The following is a 16595-nucleotide window of genomic DNA, read 5'->3' as shown; positions in this document are numbered from 1 at the left end:
TAGAATATCTTGGAAATTTTGATTTCAGCAGTTGGAACGACAGATCCGATAAGTAATAATCGAGATGCAGCTTTATTACATATTGCTCGAACATACAGACCTGAACAAATTGTTTTGGTTTATAGTGAAGAAATGTTAGTAAAAAAAGATCTTGTTGAGAAAGCATTATGTTCAATAGAGGGTTATCATCCTAAAGTGGTTATTGAATCAATCATATTGAAAAATGATGAAGTCTATCTATTTGATAAAATGTATGAAGTGATGGGACAGATTATCGAAAAATACTCTGGAACAGATCATCAATTAATCTTAAATCTATCCTCAGGGACACCTCAGATTATTTCTGCTTTATTTGCCTTGAATCGAATTAATGATTATAATACGCAGGCCATACAGGTTGCAACACCAAACAAATCAGCAAATAGAAAGTATGTGCCACTTTCAAGCGAAGGTGAACAGAAGCTTTTTGACGAGAACGAGGATAACCAAAAGGATTACGAAGATCGTACAATCAAAGATGAAGCTGAAAAATTTAATCAGTCTCTTATCAAGCGCCACTTAAGAAATTTAATCTTTTCTTATGATTATCTTGCTGCAGATGAATTAGTTACTAGAAAAGAATACAATAAATTACTTTCTAAAAAGAAATTAGCTCGTTTAAGAGACATATTAAATGATTTTGTAAAAGTATTTAAAACTCAAGCGATTTTAAAAGATATTCAGGGATATTTACTTACAGAAGTTGAGAAAAAAGCTCTTAATTACTTTTTAATGATTGAAGTTTTGAAAGAAAGAGGGCAGGTTGCTGATGTCTTAATCAAATCAAAGTCTTATGTTGAATTTATCATCGAGGAGAAGATAAAGAAAGATTATCCAGAATTGATAAAATATGATGGGACTTTTCCAAAGTTAAATGAAGAATACAAGGATTTTGAAGCTATCTTAGATTTCATTGATCTAGAATTTAAGAAAGCCAAGGGTATAAAAGATGAGAAGGAAAGAATCTATTCACCTCAGTCAACCTTAAATCTCTTATCTTATGAAAATATTCTATCTTATTATCAAGTTTCTCCTGAATTACTTAAGTCGATAAAGCTAATAAATAGCTTGAATGGTGAGAGAAATAAGGTGGCACATGGCTTGTCAGAGATTGATAGTAAACTAGTCAATTCAAAGAAATTGCAACAGACAATAGATACCTTACGCTTTATTTTACAAGATACATTTGAGATTGATGATAGCTATTTCTCTTGTTATCAAACACTCAATAATGAAATGCTTGACTTACTTCGTCAATAATATACTTTATCAATAAATCTAATTCGCTGATGATAGATATAATGAGATTGCAACTGCTTGCTTTTCCAGTTGACGCAAGCTTAAAAAAACGATATAATAAGAAAGTTGAGATTTGATTTTCAGTTGTCTTAGTCCAGAGAAATGGCGGTGCTGCGAGCCATCTAAGCTAGAAAGTCATGCTACTCAATCATACAATTGCATAAGAATAAGAGAATGACAAGTTCATTGAATGAAGGTGGTACCGCGGTTTTTCGCCCTTCGTGATATGAGCTTGTCTTTTAATTTTTGGAGGTGTTGATGAAAACATTTCTTGTCAAACAAAAGTTTCGTCTTGGAGGCGAACGCTTCGCTATCAAGGATGACAGGGGAGAAATCGCCTATCAGGTAGAGGGATCATTTTTTTAAGATTCCCAAAACTTTTACCATCTATGATGCGACTGGTGAACAAGTTAGTCAGATCAGTAAAGAAATCTTGACCTTGCTTCCTCGTTTTGAGATTCAGCTTCGGGATGGCTCGAGTTTTGTCATTCGCAAGAAGTTGACCTTCTGGCGAGATAAGTATGAGTTTGATAATCTGGGGCTTCGTATCGAGGGCAATATCTGGGATTTGGATTTCAAATTGCTGGATGATCGCGATCAGCTGATTGCGGAAATCAAGAAAGAACTCTTCCATCTGACATCTACCTATAGCGTAACGGTTCTTGAGGACGCTTATGCAGACCTAGTCATTTCCCTCTGTGTCGCGATTGACTATGTGGAAATGCTGGAAAGCCAATCACATTAAACAAGTAATAAGGAGACAATATGAAACAACTATCTAGTGCACAAGTTCGCCAAATGTGGCTTGATTTCTGGGCGACTAAAGGTCACTCTGTAGAACCATCAGTAAGTTTGGTTCCTGTAAATGATCCAACTCTTTTGTGGATTAACTCTGGGGTAGCAACCCTTAAGAAATACTTTGACGGGACTATTATTCCTGAAAATCCACGTATTACAAATGCCCAAAAGGCTATCCGTACCAACGACATTGAAAATGTAGGGAAGACTGCACGTCACCATACCATGTTTGAAATGTTGGGGAACTTCTCTATCGGGGATTACTTCCGTGACGAAGCTATCACTTGGGCTTATGAGCTTTTGACAAGCCCTGAATGGTTTGACTTCCCTGCTGAGAAACTTTATATGACCTACTATCCAGACGATAAAGATTCTTACAACCGCTGGATTGAAGTGGGAGTGGATCCAAGTCACTTGATTCCAATCGAGGACAACTTTTGGGAAATCGGTGCGGGACCTTCTGGACCAGATACAGAAATCTTCTTTGACCGTGGAGAAGCATTTGACCCAGAAAATATCGGTCTTCGTCTCCTTGCAGAAGATATTGAAAACGATCGTTACATCGAAATCTGGAACATCGTTTTGTCACAATTTAACGCAGACCCTGCTGTTCCTCGTAGCGAATACAAGGAATTGCCACACAAGAACATTGATACGGGCGCTGGTTTGGAGCGTTTGGTGGCCGTTATCCAAGGGGCTAAGACCAACTTTGAAACGGACCTCTTCATGCCAATCATTCGTGAAGTGGAGAAATTGTCTGGTAAGGTTTATGACCAAGATGGCGACAACATGAGCTTTAAGGTCATCGCAGACCACATCCGTTCCCTTTCATTTGCCATCGGTGATGGTGCCCTTCCAGGAAATGAAGGTCGTGGTTATGTCCTTCGTCGTCTTCTCCGTCGTGCTTCTATGCATGGTCAAAAATTGGGAATCAACGAGCCTTTCCTTTACAAACTCGTTCCAACTGTTGGAAAAATTATGGAAAGCTACTATCCAGAAGTGCTTGAAAAACGTGACTTTATTGAGAAAATCGTTAAGAGTGAAGAAGAGTCATTTGCCCGTACCCTTCACTCAGGTCAACACTTTGCCCAAGGCATCGTAGCTGACTTGAAAGAAAAAGGTCAATCTGTTATCGCTGGTTCAGATGTCTTCAAACTTTATGACACTTATGGATTCCCAGTTGAATTGACTGAGGAAATCGCTGAAGAAGCTGGTATGACTGTAGACCGTGAAGGTTTTGAAGCAGCCATGAAAGAACAGCAAGAGCGTGCGCGTGCGTCAGCTGTCAAGGGTGGCTCAATGGGTATGCAAAATGAAACCCTTCAAAACATCACTGTAGAAAGTGTCTTCAACTACAATGCTAGCCAATTATCTTCTAAATTGGTGGCTATCGTGGCTGATAATGCAGAGGTAGAAGCTGTATCAGAAGGAACTGCCTCACTTATCTTTGCGGAAACGCCATTCTATGCTGAAATGGGTGGACAGGTCGCTGACCACGGACAAATCTTGGATGAGTCAGGTAAGGTTGTGGCTACTGTGACAAATGTTCAAAAAGCACCAAACGGACAAGCTCTTCATATAGTTGAAGTCCTTGCACCACTTACCTTGAACCAAGAATATACCTTGGCAATCGATACTAATCGTCGTCACCGTGTTATGAAAAACCACACTGCGACTCACTTGCTTCACGCTGCCCTTCATAATATCCTTGGAAACCACGCAACACAAGCAGGATCTCTTAACGAAGTTGAATTCCTTCGCTTTGACTTTACACACTTCCAAGCAGTAACTGCAGAAGAATTGCGTGCGATTGAACAGCAAGTCAACGAAAAAATCTGGGAAGCTCTTGAAGTGAAGACAGTTAAAACGGATATTGACACTGCTAAAGAAATGGGTGCTATGGCCCTCTTTGGTGAGAAATACGGTAAAGAAGTCCGTGTTGTTACTATTGGTGACTACTCTATCGAGCTTTGTGGTGGTACTCACGTTGGTAACACTTCTGAGATTGGCCTCTTCAAGATTGTCAAAGAAGAAGGTATCGGATCAGGAACTCGCCGTATCTTGGCAGTGACTGGTAAGGAAGCCTTTGAAGCCTACCGTGAACAAGAGGACGCTCTTAAAGCTGTCGCAGCAACCTTGAAAGCACCTCAACTTAAAGAAGTACCTCACAAGGTAGAAGGACTTCAAGAACAACTTCGTCAATTGCAAAAAGAAAATGCTGAGTTGAAAGAAAAAGCCACAGCTGCAGCCGCAGGCGATATCTTCAAGGATGTGAAGGAAGTCAATGGTCACCGTTACATTGCTAGCCAAGTATCTGTATCTGATGCTGGTGCTCTTCGTACTTTTGCGGATAACTGGAAACAAAAAGACTACTCTGATCTTCTTGTCCTAGTTGCCGCTATTGGTGATAAAGTCAATGTCCTTGTAGCAAGCAAGACAAAAGACCTTCATGCAGGAAACCTTGTCAAAGAATTAGCACCAATCGTCGATGGACGTGGTGGTGGTAAACCAGACATGGCCATGGCAGGAGGAAGCAACCAAGCTAAGATCCAAGAATTGTTGGATGCAGTAGCAGGTAAATTGTAAGAAAATAAAGATCTATCCATTTGGGTAGGTCTTTTTGTGAATAGAAAAAAGCCAAATCTGATTGGATCTGGCTTTATAATCAATGGCAATTAGATTGTATTGGCAGTCCAGACACTTACCGAAGCAGCTGAGACTGGAAATTGTCCATAACCTTCCTCATCAATTGTAACTTGACCTTGGTGGTTTTCAAGTAAATCTACAAAGGTTTGGTTAGCCCATTCTTGGCCGACAAACATTGACTTGCTGTTTTCTTGGTCATTTGAGATAAGAACTGCGATTGGGGATTGATGTTCAGCACCTGAACGTACCCAACCGATACAGTTAGGATCATCAAAGTAGTCTGTTTGCTCTCCATAGGCCAAATCTTTTCGGATGGCTAGGAGGCGGTCAAGGCCTTCTTTGAAATCTTGTTGAGCATACTGCCCTGAAATCCCATAGTAGTCTCCGTAAAAGACACATGGAAGGCCGTCTTGGCGTAATAGAATGAGGGCATAGGCTGCTGGTTTGAACCATTCTTCAACAGTAGACTCAAGAGCCTGACCACGTTGGGTATCGTGGTTGTCGACAAAGGTTACAGCCTTGTAAGGTTTGAGTTCAACCAAGCTATCTGTGAAAATACCACGAAGGTCATAGTTTGCGCCAGCTTGACTGGCTTCAAAGAGATTCTGGTGGAGACGAACATCAACAAGGTCGAATCGTTCTTCCGTTTTTTCAAGATAGTCTAGATTGGCTTCCTTGTCAGGATTCCAAAATTCACCAAAAACATAGAAATCTTCACCGTATTTTTCCTTCATATCACGGATAAAATTGCTCATGAAGAAAGAGTCAATGTGTTTAACGGCATCCAAGCGGAAACCAGCTACACCAGTCGTTTCCATGAACCAGTCAGCCCAGTCATAGATATTTTGGATAACTTCAGGATGTTTAAAGTCTAGGTCGGCATACATGAGGTAGTCATAGTTACCGTTTTCATTATCGACCAATTCCTCATTTGCCCACCCCTTGTTGTCTCCTTGAATCAGATAAATGCCAGACTTGCGGCGTTTGGCATCATAGTCTGTACCGGTGAAGTGGTACCAGTGCCAGTGGAAGTCATTATAGGTATCTTGGCGACCATCGAAGGTAAAGCTAGTCCAGCCATTGATGGTGAAGGGTTCTCCAAGTTCAACTGTACGGTCTACAGGATCCACTTCGATAACCTGAAAGGCTTCCATGTGATCGGCCGCAGCCTTGTGGTTGAGCACCACATCGGCCATAGGTTGAATTCCCTGCGCTTTTAGGGCTTGAATAGCTTGAAGATAGTCTTCTTTAAAACCATATTTGGTGCGGACAGTCCCTTTTTGGTTAAACTCTCCTAGGTCAAATAAGTCATAGACCCCATAGCCGACATCTTTTTCATTGGTAGCCTTGAAAGCTGGTGGCATCCAGACATGGCTGATACCGAGATCAGCTAGATGTGGAGCATCTTCAGCTAGATGCGTCCAGTGCTGGCCGTCGTGGGGCAGATACCATTCAAAGTATTGCATGAGTGTTTGATTTTGCATGATGTTTCCTCTTACTTGTCAATCTTGTTCTTTATTCTATCATAAAGTATTGCTTAGCTCAAACGTTTGCGTAAAACTGAATAATAAGTTTTTGACTATTTTATATAAAATGTTGATTTTTAAAATGAAAGCGCTATAATTATAGTAAATTACATAGATAAAGAGAGGAGATTTCTCATGATTGAATTTCAAAATGTTAGTAAGTTGTATGGTGATAAAGAGGCCTTGAGCAATCTCAATCTGCAGATTGAAAATGGAGAGATTATGGGCTTGATTGGCCATAATGGTGCTGGGAAATCGACCACCATAAAATCCTTAGTCAGTATTATTTCACCCAGCAGTGGTCGTATTTTGGTAGACGGTCAGGAGTTATCTGAAAATCGCTTGGCTATTAAACGAAAGATTGGCTACGTAGCAGACTCGCCTGACTTATTTTTACGCTTAACGGCCAATGAATTTTGGGAATTGATTGCCTCATCCTATGAGCTAACTAGCTCTGACTTGGAGGCTAGTCTAGCTAGGCTATTGAGTGTTTTTGATTTTGCTGAAAATCGTTATCAGGTTATTGAAACTCTTTCTCACGGAATGCGTCAGAAAGTCTTTGTCATCGGAGCACTCTTATCCGATCCCGATATTTGGGTTTTGGACGAACCCTTGACTGGTTTGGATCCCCAGGCTGCCTTTGATTTGAAGCAAATGATGAAGGAACATGCACAAAAAGGCAAGACAGTCTTGTTTTCAACTCATGTCCTAGAGGTAGCTGAGCAAGTCTGTGATCGGATTGCCATTTTGAAAAAGGGGCATTTGATTTATTGTGGTAAGGTAGAGGACTTGAGAAAAGACCACCCAGACCAGTCTTTGGAAAGTATCTACCTTAGCCTTGCTGGTAGAAAAGAGGAGGTTTCAGATGCGTCTCAAAGTCATTAAAAAATTAGTTGATATCAATATCCTCTATTCATCTCAAGAAGCTAATCTGGCTAACCTACGAAAGAAGCAAGCTAAAAATCCTGGAAAAAAAGTAAATGTTTCCGCTAGAGTCCTAAGTTCTTACATTTTTTCTAGTCTCTTGATGCTTTTCATGTTTATAAATATAGCCTTTCGTTTTCCTTTTGATAAAATACCTGTTTATTTTAGTTTTATGGTTGCTATTTTACTAGTGATTGCCTTTTCAACTTCTTTAACTGCCTTTTACAATGTCTTTTATGAGAGTAAGGACTTGGTATCGTATAGGCCTTATGCCTTTAAAGAATCAGAGATTATAATTGCTAAAGGACTGTCTGTCCTCTTGCCAGCTCTGCCTGGAATTGTACCAATCCTAGCTTATTTTCTAGTCCTCTACATTAGGCTAGCACCTTCTCTTTGGCTTGGCTTGCCTTTGATGCTACTGTCCTTGGCTCTATTATTTGTTTCTGTGGCTCTAGTGATGGTAGTGGCAGTGCATTTCTTGGCTCAAACTGCGCTTTTTAGAAAGTATCAGTCTATTTTTTCGAATGTGATGATTGGGATAGGAGTTCTCACACCTTTAATATTTGTCTTCTTTCTACAGTCGACTTCTAGAGGTATAGGTGATCAGACTAAAGAAATTCCACCTCTTCTTTATCCTATTCATCTCTTTTACAAAATAGCAGTGGAGCCTTTTTCGATAGAAGCCATCCTAGGTCTGCTCGCTTGGATAGCTTTAACTCTTTTCTTGCTTTACCTGACCAAAAAGAAGGTTTTGCCTCGTTTTTATGATGTGATCCTACTTAATAGTGAGGAGAAGGTCAAAAAAGAACGTCGCAGTAAGGAGGGGCTCTCAACTACTAAAAAGGGCTTTTTCCGTATGGTTTTACGCTACCACCTCACCCTTTTGGGACAGGGGACTGGCGTGATTACAGTGCTTTTTACAAGTGCTTTCCTTCCTTATCTCATGATGATCGGTCTGATTTCCAACATCCGAGATTCTCAGATAGTTCCAGACATTCATCCTCCATACTGGTTACCCTTGTTTTTTATAGGTCTCTTTCTAGCTGTTGTCAATAACAATATCACCAGCCTGCATTCAATTGCCTTATCCTTGGAGAGGGAAAATGTTGATTTTCTGAAGAGTTTACCCTTTGACTTTGCTCGTTATGTAAAAGTGAAATTTTGGATTATATTTGCTGTCCAGTCCTTTTTACCAGTTCTGACTTTACTTGGTCTTTCTCTATATTTAGGCTTGCCCATCCTTTCGATGATTTACCTTCTTGTAGTCTGGACCCTTGCCAGTGTCATCCTTTCTTGCCACCATTACTTTAAGGACGTTAAAAATTTGTCAACCAATTGGAGTAACATTACGGACTTGGTAAACCGTTCAAATCGTATAGTAGCAATTGTTTTGATTTTGGTTTATAGTGCAATCTTAATGGCCCTTGTAATAGGGAGCATATTCTTGGTTCGGTCTCTCTCCCCTATCCTTGCCATTAGCTTGGGAGTAGGAGCTCTTATCCTCCTGCTTGGTCTTGCTATTTTTAGCTATTATTATTACCTGTCACGCATATTGGCAGAAATAGAAAAAAGATGAGCTAGTTGATCGCTTGCTTGATAAATTCAATTCGACAAACGCTTTTATAGTTTGTTAGAATGTAGTTGTAAATGATTAAGATTGCTAATTAAAAATATAGGGAGGAATGTTTTGAATAAGAAATGTAATATAGTTCTATTATTGTTGTTTATAGTTTATTTATTTGGATATTTTTCAATTTCAAAAACGTTAATTCCTATAATGTGTGTGATCCAAGTGTTTTTGATAGAACATATATTTAGAGTTCGAAATAGAATTATGCAGATAGGTGAAATTTTAATTATTGTTGCTTCTATAATATTATTTATTGATAGTATATTGAGTTTGTAACAAAAGGCTTTTCTATAAAATCAAATTTTCCAGATATCTACTGAAGCTGATTTATCTTCTCTCTATGACTTTTCAACTTTATTCTATTATCTTTGTCACTAAATTTGACAGACACATATTACTGATACAGCCTATCTATCTACAATATCATAGTAAATTTGAGGCTAGTTTCTTCATTGATTTTCGTTGAATTTTATTTTATAAAAAGAAATGCTCCTCCACGATGGAAGAGCATTTTTTATTGTGATTTTGATTCGGTTTCTGCCGACTCTGGATGGAGTTCTTGGTAACTTGGTGCCTTGAAAAGGTCAGTACTGGTCTTACCTTGTCGTTGGCTAAAGAGGCTAGTTGACTGACTTCCCTTTTCCTGCTCAATCTTTTGCAGAATTGGCAAGGAATTGAGGTAAGAAATACTTTCTGTATCAACTTTTCCAAGATGATCTGCTTGGTAGAAACGTATTAAATCACCAGTTTGAATCTGGTCGCTGATTTTTAGCTGTTGGCTGGCTGCCTGCCGAACGATTTCTAGTTCAGTCTGAGCTTGTTCATCAAGATTACTGATTTCAAGACCGCTTTCAGTATAGTAGGTTCGTCCGTCGTAGCTAGTATATTTGGGTGTGACGAAGGAATTAGCAGTTCGAAAGGCAACGATTTCTTGGTGGTCTGGTGATAGGAGGTCTTGACCGACTTGAAGGAAGGAGTTGGACTCAATACCAAGGAGGTGTTCGAGAGTCGGTAAGATATCGATTTGTCCACCGTAGGTATTGATGATTTGTCCCTTTTCATAGCCAGGCATGACCACCATAAAAGGCACTCGTTGCAACATGGCATTGTCGTAATTCGACCAGTTCTCAGAAGTCTTTCCAATCAAGGGTGCCAGATCAGGATTTCGGGAGTTGGAAATTCCATAATGGTCTCCGTAGATGACGATGATGGATTTTTCATAGAGGCCACTTTCTTTGAGATAGTCAAAGAAGGCCTTGATAGCACTATCTAGATAGTTAGCTGTTTGGAAGTAGCCATTGATGGTTTCATCTTTGGTTTTAGCCAGTGGGAAACCAAGCTCATCGCCTGTTAGATTGCTAGCATAGGGATAGTGATTGGACACCGTGATATACTTGGCATAAAAAGGCTGCTGCAAGTGCTCTAGATATTGGATAGAATCTTTCATCATGATTTTATCATTTAAACCATATTGGAAAGAATTGCTACTGTCTTGCTTGGTGAAGTAGGAAGCATCAAAGAAGTATTGGTATCCCCATTGCTTGTAGGTTGTATTTCGATTCCAGAAGGTCCCGATATTACCGTGAAAGACTGCACTTGATTGGTAGCCATTTTTTGATAGGATAAAAGGCGCAGCCTGCTGGGTATTGGTACCTCCATAGTTGACCATAAAGGAACCTTGGTCAAGTCCAAACAAACCAGTCTCCAGCATGGTTTCCGCATCTGAGGTCTTACCAGCCTTGACTTGGTTAAAGATATTCGAAAAGGCTAGGGTTGCTTGCGAATGGTAGAGGGAATTAAGGAAGGGAGTGACTTCATGCTCAGTTCCATCTATGTTGAGTTTATAGTCCAGTAGGAACTGCTGAAAACTCTCTAAGTGGAGATAAATAACATTTTTTCCTTTGGCAAGGCCAAAATAGTCTGGATTGGGCTTAGCAGAATGTTCTTGAATATAGTCTGTGATAGGTTGAAGGTCGGTCTCAGAAGCCTTGGCACGTTCTTTGTTGGCGCTGTAGGATTGGTTGGCACTATAGCCCAAAAAGGCTGGCAAACTAAGGGCACGAACAATATAATAATTAGAAAATCCTCGCGATAGGAGATCGGGACGTTCGATTTCAGCCAAGAAAAGATTAGCAGAAAAGAGCAGGGCTGAGAGAGCAGTGATGGCAACACTGGAGCGGAATTTGAAAGGTCTCCTATCCAGCTGGATGAGCTTCTTATAGAGAAGATAAGCCAGCAATGGGAAATCCATAAAATAGATGAAATCCCAAAAGCGCAGTAACTCTAGTTCGGCAGTACCAACAGACACCTTGCTGACCACTTTCATGGTATTGGCCGTGATAAAGTCACTAAATTCTCGATAGTAAAAGATATTGGAATAAAGCCAAATGAACAAAAGGCTATAAATAGCTATACTAAGGCCATAAAAGATCTTGGTTGACCGAGCATAGAGGGCTAGAGCCAGCAGGAGGAGTCCCAAGGGAAGGGGATTGAAAAAAGCGATAAAGGCAAGGTAATTCCCTTGCAGCTTGCCCAATTGAATATCTAAATTAAAGTCAACGGTATAGGCTAGTAAGGTTTTGAGCCAATAGAGGATTAAAAGGGTTAGGACAAAACCCAGTCTTGTACCCATGGCTTTTTGGATTTTGCTAAAATTGATTCTCACACAATTACTTCCTAAGTTTTTATTAGTATTAGTATACCATTTTTTAAAACTAGAGTAAAAAAGCAAGGGTAGTTTCTTTTTTGAGAATTGTCACAAAATTTGCTATAATAGGGACTATGAATAGAATAAGAGTCAGCAAAAGGGTTGAAAAGAAGCTTGCCAAAGGTTTGGTTTTACTAGAAGCCAGCGATCTTGAGAATGTCAATCTTAAGGATCAGGAAGTAGAAGTGCAGAGTCAGGAAGGAACCTTTCTTGGGACTGCCTACCTTTCTCAGCAAAACAAGGGCTTGGGCTGGTTTGTGAGCACAGACAAGGTGACCTTCAATCAAGCTTTCTTTGAAACGCTGTTTAGACAAGCTAAAGAAAAGAGAAGTGCCTACTATCAAGATGATTTGACAACTGCCTTTCGTCTCTTCAACCAAGAGGGAGATGGCTTTGGCGGTCTGACAGTGGACCTTTATGGCGACTATGCTGTCTTTTCTTGGTATAACTCTTATGTTTATCAGATTCGTCAGACCATCTCAGAAGCTTTTAGACAGGTTTTTCCTGAGGTTTTAGGAGCATATGAGAAGATCCGTTTTAAGGGTTTGGACTATGAATCTGCCCATGTTTATGGTCAAGAAGCACCTGACTTTTTCACTGTTTTAGAAAATGGTGTCTTGTATCAAGTCTTTATGAACGATGGTTTGATGACAGGGATTTTCCTAGACCAGCACGAGGTTCGTGGTAGTCTAGTGGATGGATTGGCTATGGGCAAATCCTTGCTCAATATGTTTTCCTACACAGCAGCCTTTTCAGTAGCTGCGGCCATGGGTGGAGCTAGCCAGACAACTTCGGTTGACCTAGCTAAACGTTCACGAGAATTGTCTCAAGCGCATTTTCAGGCAAATGGAATCAGCACAGGCGACCATCGCTTTATAGTCATGGATGTCTTTGAGTATTTCAAGTATGCTAAGCGAAAAGGCTTGACTTACGATGTGATTGTTCTAGATCCGCCTAGCTTTGCTCGGAATAAAAAACAAACATTTTCTGTGGCTAAGGATTATCACAAGTTGATATCCCAGAGTCTTGAGATTTTAAATCCGGGCGGTATTATTATTGCCAGCACCAATGCTGCCAATGTATCCCGCCAGAAATTTATAGAACAAATTGATAAAGGCTTTGCAGGAAGAAGTTATCAGATTTTAAATAAATACGGTCTTCCAGCAGATTTTGCCTATAATAAAAAAGATGAAAGTAGTAATTACCTCAAGGTGATTAGTATGAAGGTTAGTAAATGAAATTAATCGTTTCAGTAATGCCAAGAAGTTTAGAGGAGGCCCAGGCTCTGGATGCCACGAGGTATCTGGATGCCGACATCATTGAATGGCGTGCCGACTATCTGCCTAAAGAAGCGATTTTGCAGGTGGCTCCAGCGATTTTTGAAAAATTTGCAGGTCGTGAATTGGTTTTCACGTTGCGAACTCGCTCTGAAGGGGGAGAAATCGACCTTTCTCCAGAAGAATATATTCATCTAATCAAGGAAGTGGCGCAACTCTATCAACCAGACTATATTGATTTTGAGTACTATAGCTACAAGGATGTTTTTGAGGAAATGCTGGACTTCCCAAATCTCATTTTGAGTTACCACAATTTCCAAGAAACACCTGAAAACATGATGGAAATTTTGTCAGAGTTGACGAGCCTAAATCCAAAACTTGTTAAGGTTGCGGTGATGGCTCACACGGAGCAGGATGTGCTAGACTTAATGAACTATACACGAGGCTTTAAAACCCTCAATCCTGAGCAGGAATATGTGACCATTTCTATGGGCAAGGTGGGCAAGGTCTCTCGTATCACTGCGGATGTGACAGGTTCGAGCTGGTCCTTTGCTAGTCTAGATGAGGCAAGTGCCCCAGGTCAAATTTCCTTAGCCAACATGAAAAAAATTCGGGAGATTTTGGATGAAGCTTGATGGCTATACACGTTTAGCTGCCGTTGTTGCCAATCCTATTAAGCATTCTATTTCCCCCTTTATCCACAATAGTGCCTTTGAGGCGACAGCTACCAATGGTGCTTACGTGGCTTGGGAGATTGAAGCGGGTGATTTGGAAGTCACAGTGGCTAATATACGTCGCTACCAGATGTTTGGAATTAACCTTTCTATGCCCTATAAGGAGCAGGTGATTCCTTATTTGGATGGGCTGAGCGATGAAGCGCGCTTGATTGGTGCGGTTAATACGGTTGTCAATGAGAATGGCAATTTAATTGGATATAATACAGATGGCAAGGGATTTTTTAAGAGCTTGCCTTCTTTTACAATTACAGGTAAGAAGATGACCCTGCTGGGTGCAGGTGGTGCGGCCAAATCAATCTTGGCACAGGCTATTTTGGATGGCGTCAGTCAGATTTTGGTCTTTGTTCGTTCCGTTTCTATGGAAAAAACAAGACCTTATTTAGACAAGTTACAGGAGCAGACAGGTTTTAAGGTGGACCTGTATGCTTTAGAAGATGTTCCTGAACTGCAAGCAAGGATTGCTGAGTCGGATTTACTGGTCAATGCAACTAGTGTAGGGATGGATGGTCAATCCTCTCCAGTTCCAGAAAGCATAGTCTTACCAGAAACTCTTTTAGTAGCAGATATCATTTACCAACCCTTTGAAACACCATTTTTGAAATGGGCTAGAAGTCAGGGGAATCCAGTTGTCAATGGTCTGGGAATGTTGCTCTATCAAGCTGCAGAAGCTTTTCAACTGTGGACAGGAAAGGAAATGCCAACAGAAGAGATTTGGCAGTCCTTAACAGAAAAATACCAATAAAGAAAAGGAGACTCTCCTATGAAAATCAGAATCGATATTCCTCATCATCCTTATGATATTCAGATTGAAAAAGGTTGTCTGGCTCAGGCTGGTCAATGGTTGCGAGAACTCTGGCAACCACAAAAGGTAGTCATTGTGACAGATAACCATGTAGCTTCTCTTTATGCAGAGAAGGTCAAGCTCAGCCTAGAAGATGCTGGTTTTCAGGTAGCTGTTTTTGACTTTTTAGAAGGTGAAGAAAGAAAGAATTTAACCACTGTCCAGAAAGTCTATGAATTTCTAGTTAAGCAGGGGTTGACTCGTAGCGATGGAATCGTGGCTCTCGGAGGTGGTGTCGTTGGGGACCTGGCTGGTTTTGTAGCCTCTACCTATATGCGGGGTATTCACTTTGTTCAGATTCCGACTAGCTTGACAGCCCAGGTGGATTCGTCTATCGGTGGAAAGACGGGTGTTAATACTCCATTTGCTAAGAATATGGTGGGGACCTTTGCCCAACCAGACGGGGTTCTGATTGACCCGCTTGTCCTTGAAACGCTCGGAAAAAGAGAGTTGATTGAAGGGATGGGTGAGGTTATCAAGTATGGCTTGATTGAGGACCCAGTACTTTGGGCTCTCTTGATGGAGCTAGATGGTACTGTAGAGAGCATTTTGGAACATGCAGAGACTTTGATTGAGCATTCTTGTCAGGTCAAGCGCAAGATGGTGGTTGAGGATGAGTTGGACAATGGTGTACGCCTTTACCTCAATTTTGGCCACACTATTGGCCATGCCATTGAAGCAACTGCCGGTTATGGTAAGGTCATGCATGGAGAAGCTGTGGCCATGGGCATGGTACAGATTTCCAAGGTTGCTGAGAAAAAGGGTCTCATGCCAGCTGGCATTACCCAGTCCATCACAGAAATGTGTCAGAAATTTGGCTTGCCTGTTGACTATGAAAGCTGGGATGTTGACAAGCTTTATCAGGCTTTGACTCATGATAAGAAAGCGCGTGGTAATACCTTGAAATTGATCTTGGTACCAGAGCTTGGTTCTGCAACCATCTACCCAGTTTCTCTGGAAGAGATGAAAGACTACTTGGTAAAATAAGGAGAGTGTATGAGATATTTAACTGCAGGAGAATCACACGGTCCCCGTCTGACGGCTATCATTGAAGGAATTCCAGCTGGACTTCCTTTGACAGCTGAGGACATCAATGAGGATTTGAAACGTCGTCAGGGTGGATACGGCCGCGGTGACCGTATGAAGATTGAGAGTGACCAGGTTGTCTTTACTTCGGGCGTTCGTCACGGGAAGACGACAGGGGCTCCCATTACCATGGATGTCATCAATAAGGACCACCAAAAATGGCTGGACATCATGTCTGCGGAGGACATTGAAGACCGCCTTAAAAGCAAACGAAAAATCACCCATCCTCGTCCAGGTCATGCCGACTTGGTAGGGGGCATCAAGTACCGTTTTGACGATTTGCGAAATTCTTTAGAGCGTTCATCTGCCCGTGAAACCACCATGCGGGTGGCAGTTGGTGCAGTAGCCAAACGCCTCTTGGCTGAGCTGAATATGGAGACTGCCAACCATGTTGTAGTATTTGGTGGCAAGGAAATCGATGTTCCTGAGAATCTCACAGTTGCTGAGATTAAGGAAAGAGCTGCCCAGTCTGAAGTTTCTATTGTCAACCAAGAAAGAGAACAGGAAATCAAGGATTATATTGACCAAATCAAACGTGACGGTGATACCATCGGTGGGGTTGTGGAGACAGTCGTTGGAGGTGTTCCAGTTGGTCTTGGTTCCTATGTCCAATGGGACAGAAAATTAGATGCCAGACTTGCCCAAGCAGTTGTCTCTATCAATGCCTTTAAAGGGGTGGAATTTGGTCTTGGCTTTGAAGCTGGTTATCGTAAAGGCAGCCAGGTCATGGATGAAATTCTCTGGTCTGAAGAAGACGGCTATACTCGCCGTACCAATAATCTAGGTGGCTTTGAAGGTGGTATGACCAATGGACAACCCATCGTTGTTCGAGGCGTGATGAAGCCCATTCCTACTCTCTACAAACCACTTATGAGTGTGGATATCGAAACCCATGAACCCTACAAGGCAACTGTGGAGAGAAGTGATCCGACTGCTCTTCCAGCTGCAGGTGTGGTCATGGAAGCCGTTGTGGCAACGGTTCTGGCACAAGAAATCCTTGAAAAATTCTCATCAGATAACCTAGAGGAATTAAAAGAAGCAGTGGCCAAACACCGAGACTATACAAAGAACTATTAAGGAGTTCC

General features: G+C 41.2%; 11 protein-coding genes and 1 pseudogene. 10 read left to right on the top strand and 2 right to left on the bottom strand.

All coding sequences use genetic code 11. The features are described from left to right. Positions 1–9 precede the first annotated feature (9 nt). From csm6 to alaS, 3 genes and pseudogenes are all read left to right on the top strand, one after another. Complete coding sequence (gene csm6 / locus B7700_RS09335) at positions 10–1299, top strand: type III-A CRISPR-associated CARF protein Csm6 (RefSeq protein WP_084888518.1); 1290 nt, start codon at positions 10–12, stop codon at positions 1297–1299. 297 nt (positions 1300–1596) lie between these two features. Further along, a pseudogene (locus tag B7700_RS09330) lies at positions 1597–2083 on the top strand (LURP-one-related/scramblase family protein). Between the two features lie 20 nt (positions 2084–2103). After that, positions 2104–4722: an alanine--tRNA ligase gene (gene alaS, locus B7700_RS09325; protein ID WP_049502178.1), complete on the top strand. Its 2619-nt coding sequence runs from the start codon at positions 2104–2106 to the stop codon at positions 4720–4722. A gap of 89 nt (positions 4723–4811) precedes the next feature. On the opposite strand, the gene B7700_RS09320 is transcribed toward alaS, so the two are convergent. Beyond that, positions 4812–6266 (bottom strand): alpha-amylase, encoded by a 1455-nt coding sequence (locus B7700_RS09320; protein ID WP_084888516.1) that lies wholly within the window; start codon positions 6264–6266, stop codon positions 4812–4814. 177 nt (positions 6267–6443) lie between these two features. On the opposite strand from B7700_RS09320, the gene B7700_RS09315 reads away from it, so the two are divergent. Together B7700_RS09315 and B7700_RS09310 are read left to right on the top strand one after the other, a co-directional pair. Next, entirely contained in the window at positions 6444–7193 is a 750-nt protein-coding gene (locus B7700_RS09315; RefSeq protein ID WP_084888514.1) for an ABC transporter ATP-binding protein, read from the top strand. Next, complete coding sequence (locus B7700_RS09310; RefSeq protein WP_084888512.1) at positions 7174–8808, top strand: hypothetical protein; 1635 nt, start codon at positions 7174–7176, stop codon at positions 8806–8808. The genes B7700_RS09315 and B7700_RS09310 overlap by 20 nt, the downstream gene beginning before the upstream one ends. Positions 8809–9376: 568 nt before the next feature. Here the strand turns inward: B7700_RS09310 and B7700_RS09300 are convergent. Continuing rightward, positions 9377–11494 (bottom strand): LTA synthase family protein, encoded by a 2118-nt coding sequence (locus tag B7700_RS09300; protein ID WP_192855688.1) that lies wholly within the window; start codon positions 11492–11494, stop codon positions 9377–9379. A gap of 149 nt (positions 11495–11643) precedes the next feature. Between B7700_RS09300 and B7700_RS09295 the strand changes: the two genes are divergently transcribed. The 5 genes from B7700_RS09295 to aroC are packed head-to-tail and all read left to right on the top strand — an operon-like array spanning position 11644 to position 16587. After that, entirely contained in the window at positions 11644–12807 is a 1164-nt protein-coding gene (locus B7700_RS09295) for a class I SAM-dependent rRNA methyltransferase (protein WP_084888506.1), read from the top strand. Further along, positions 12804–13481, top strand: coding sequence for a type I 3-dehydroquinate dehydratase (gene aroD / locus B7700_RS09290; protein WP_000767758.1), 678 nt, complete (start codon positions 12804–12806; stop codon positions 13479–13481). The genes B7700_RS09295 and aroD overlap by 4 nt, the downstream gene beginning before the upstream one ends. Further along, positions 13471–14325, top strand: a complete 855-nt coding sequence (locus B7700_RS09285) for a shikimate dehydrogenase (protein ID WP_084888503.1) — start codon at positions 13471–13473, stop codon at positions 14323–14325. Before aroD ends, B7700_RS09285 begins: the two co-directional genes overlap by 11 nt. An 18-nt stretch (positions 14326–14343) precedes the next feature. Next, positions 14344–15411: a 3-dehydroquinate synthase gene (gene aroB, locus B7700_RS09280; RefSeq protein ID WP_084888501.1), complete on the top strand. Its 1068-nt coding sequence runs from the start codon at positions 14344–14346 to the stop codon at positions 15409–15411. A gap of 9 nt (positions 15412–15420) precedes the next feature. Then, positions 15421–16587 (top strand): chorismate synthase, encoded by a 1167-nt coding sequence (gene aroC, locus B7700_RS09275; protein ID WP_084888499.1) that lies wholly within the window; start codon positions 15421–15423, stop codon positions 16585–16587. The last annotated feature ends 8 nt before the right edge of the window (positions 16588–16595 follow it).

The sequence above is a fragment of the Streptococcus mitis genome (assembly GCF_002096755.1).
GTDB classification, from domain to species: Bacteria; Bacillota; Bacilli; order Lactobacillales; family Streptococcaceae; genus Streptococcus; species Streptococcus mitis_AC.
The sequence above is the reverse complement of the archived record's forward strand: the minus strand, read 5'-3'. Positions and strand labels throughout refer to the sequence as shown.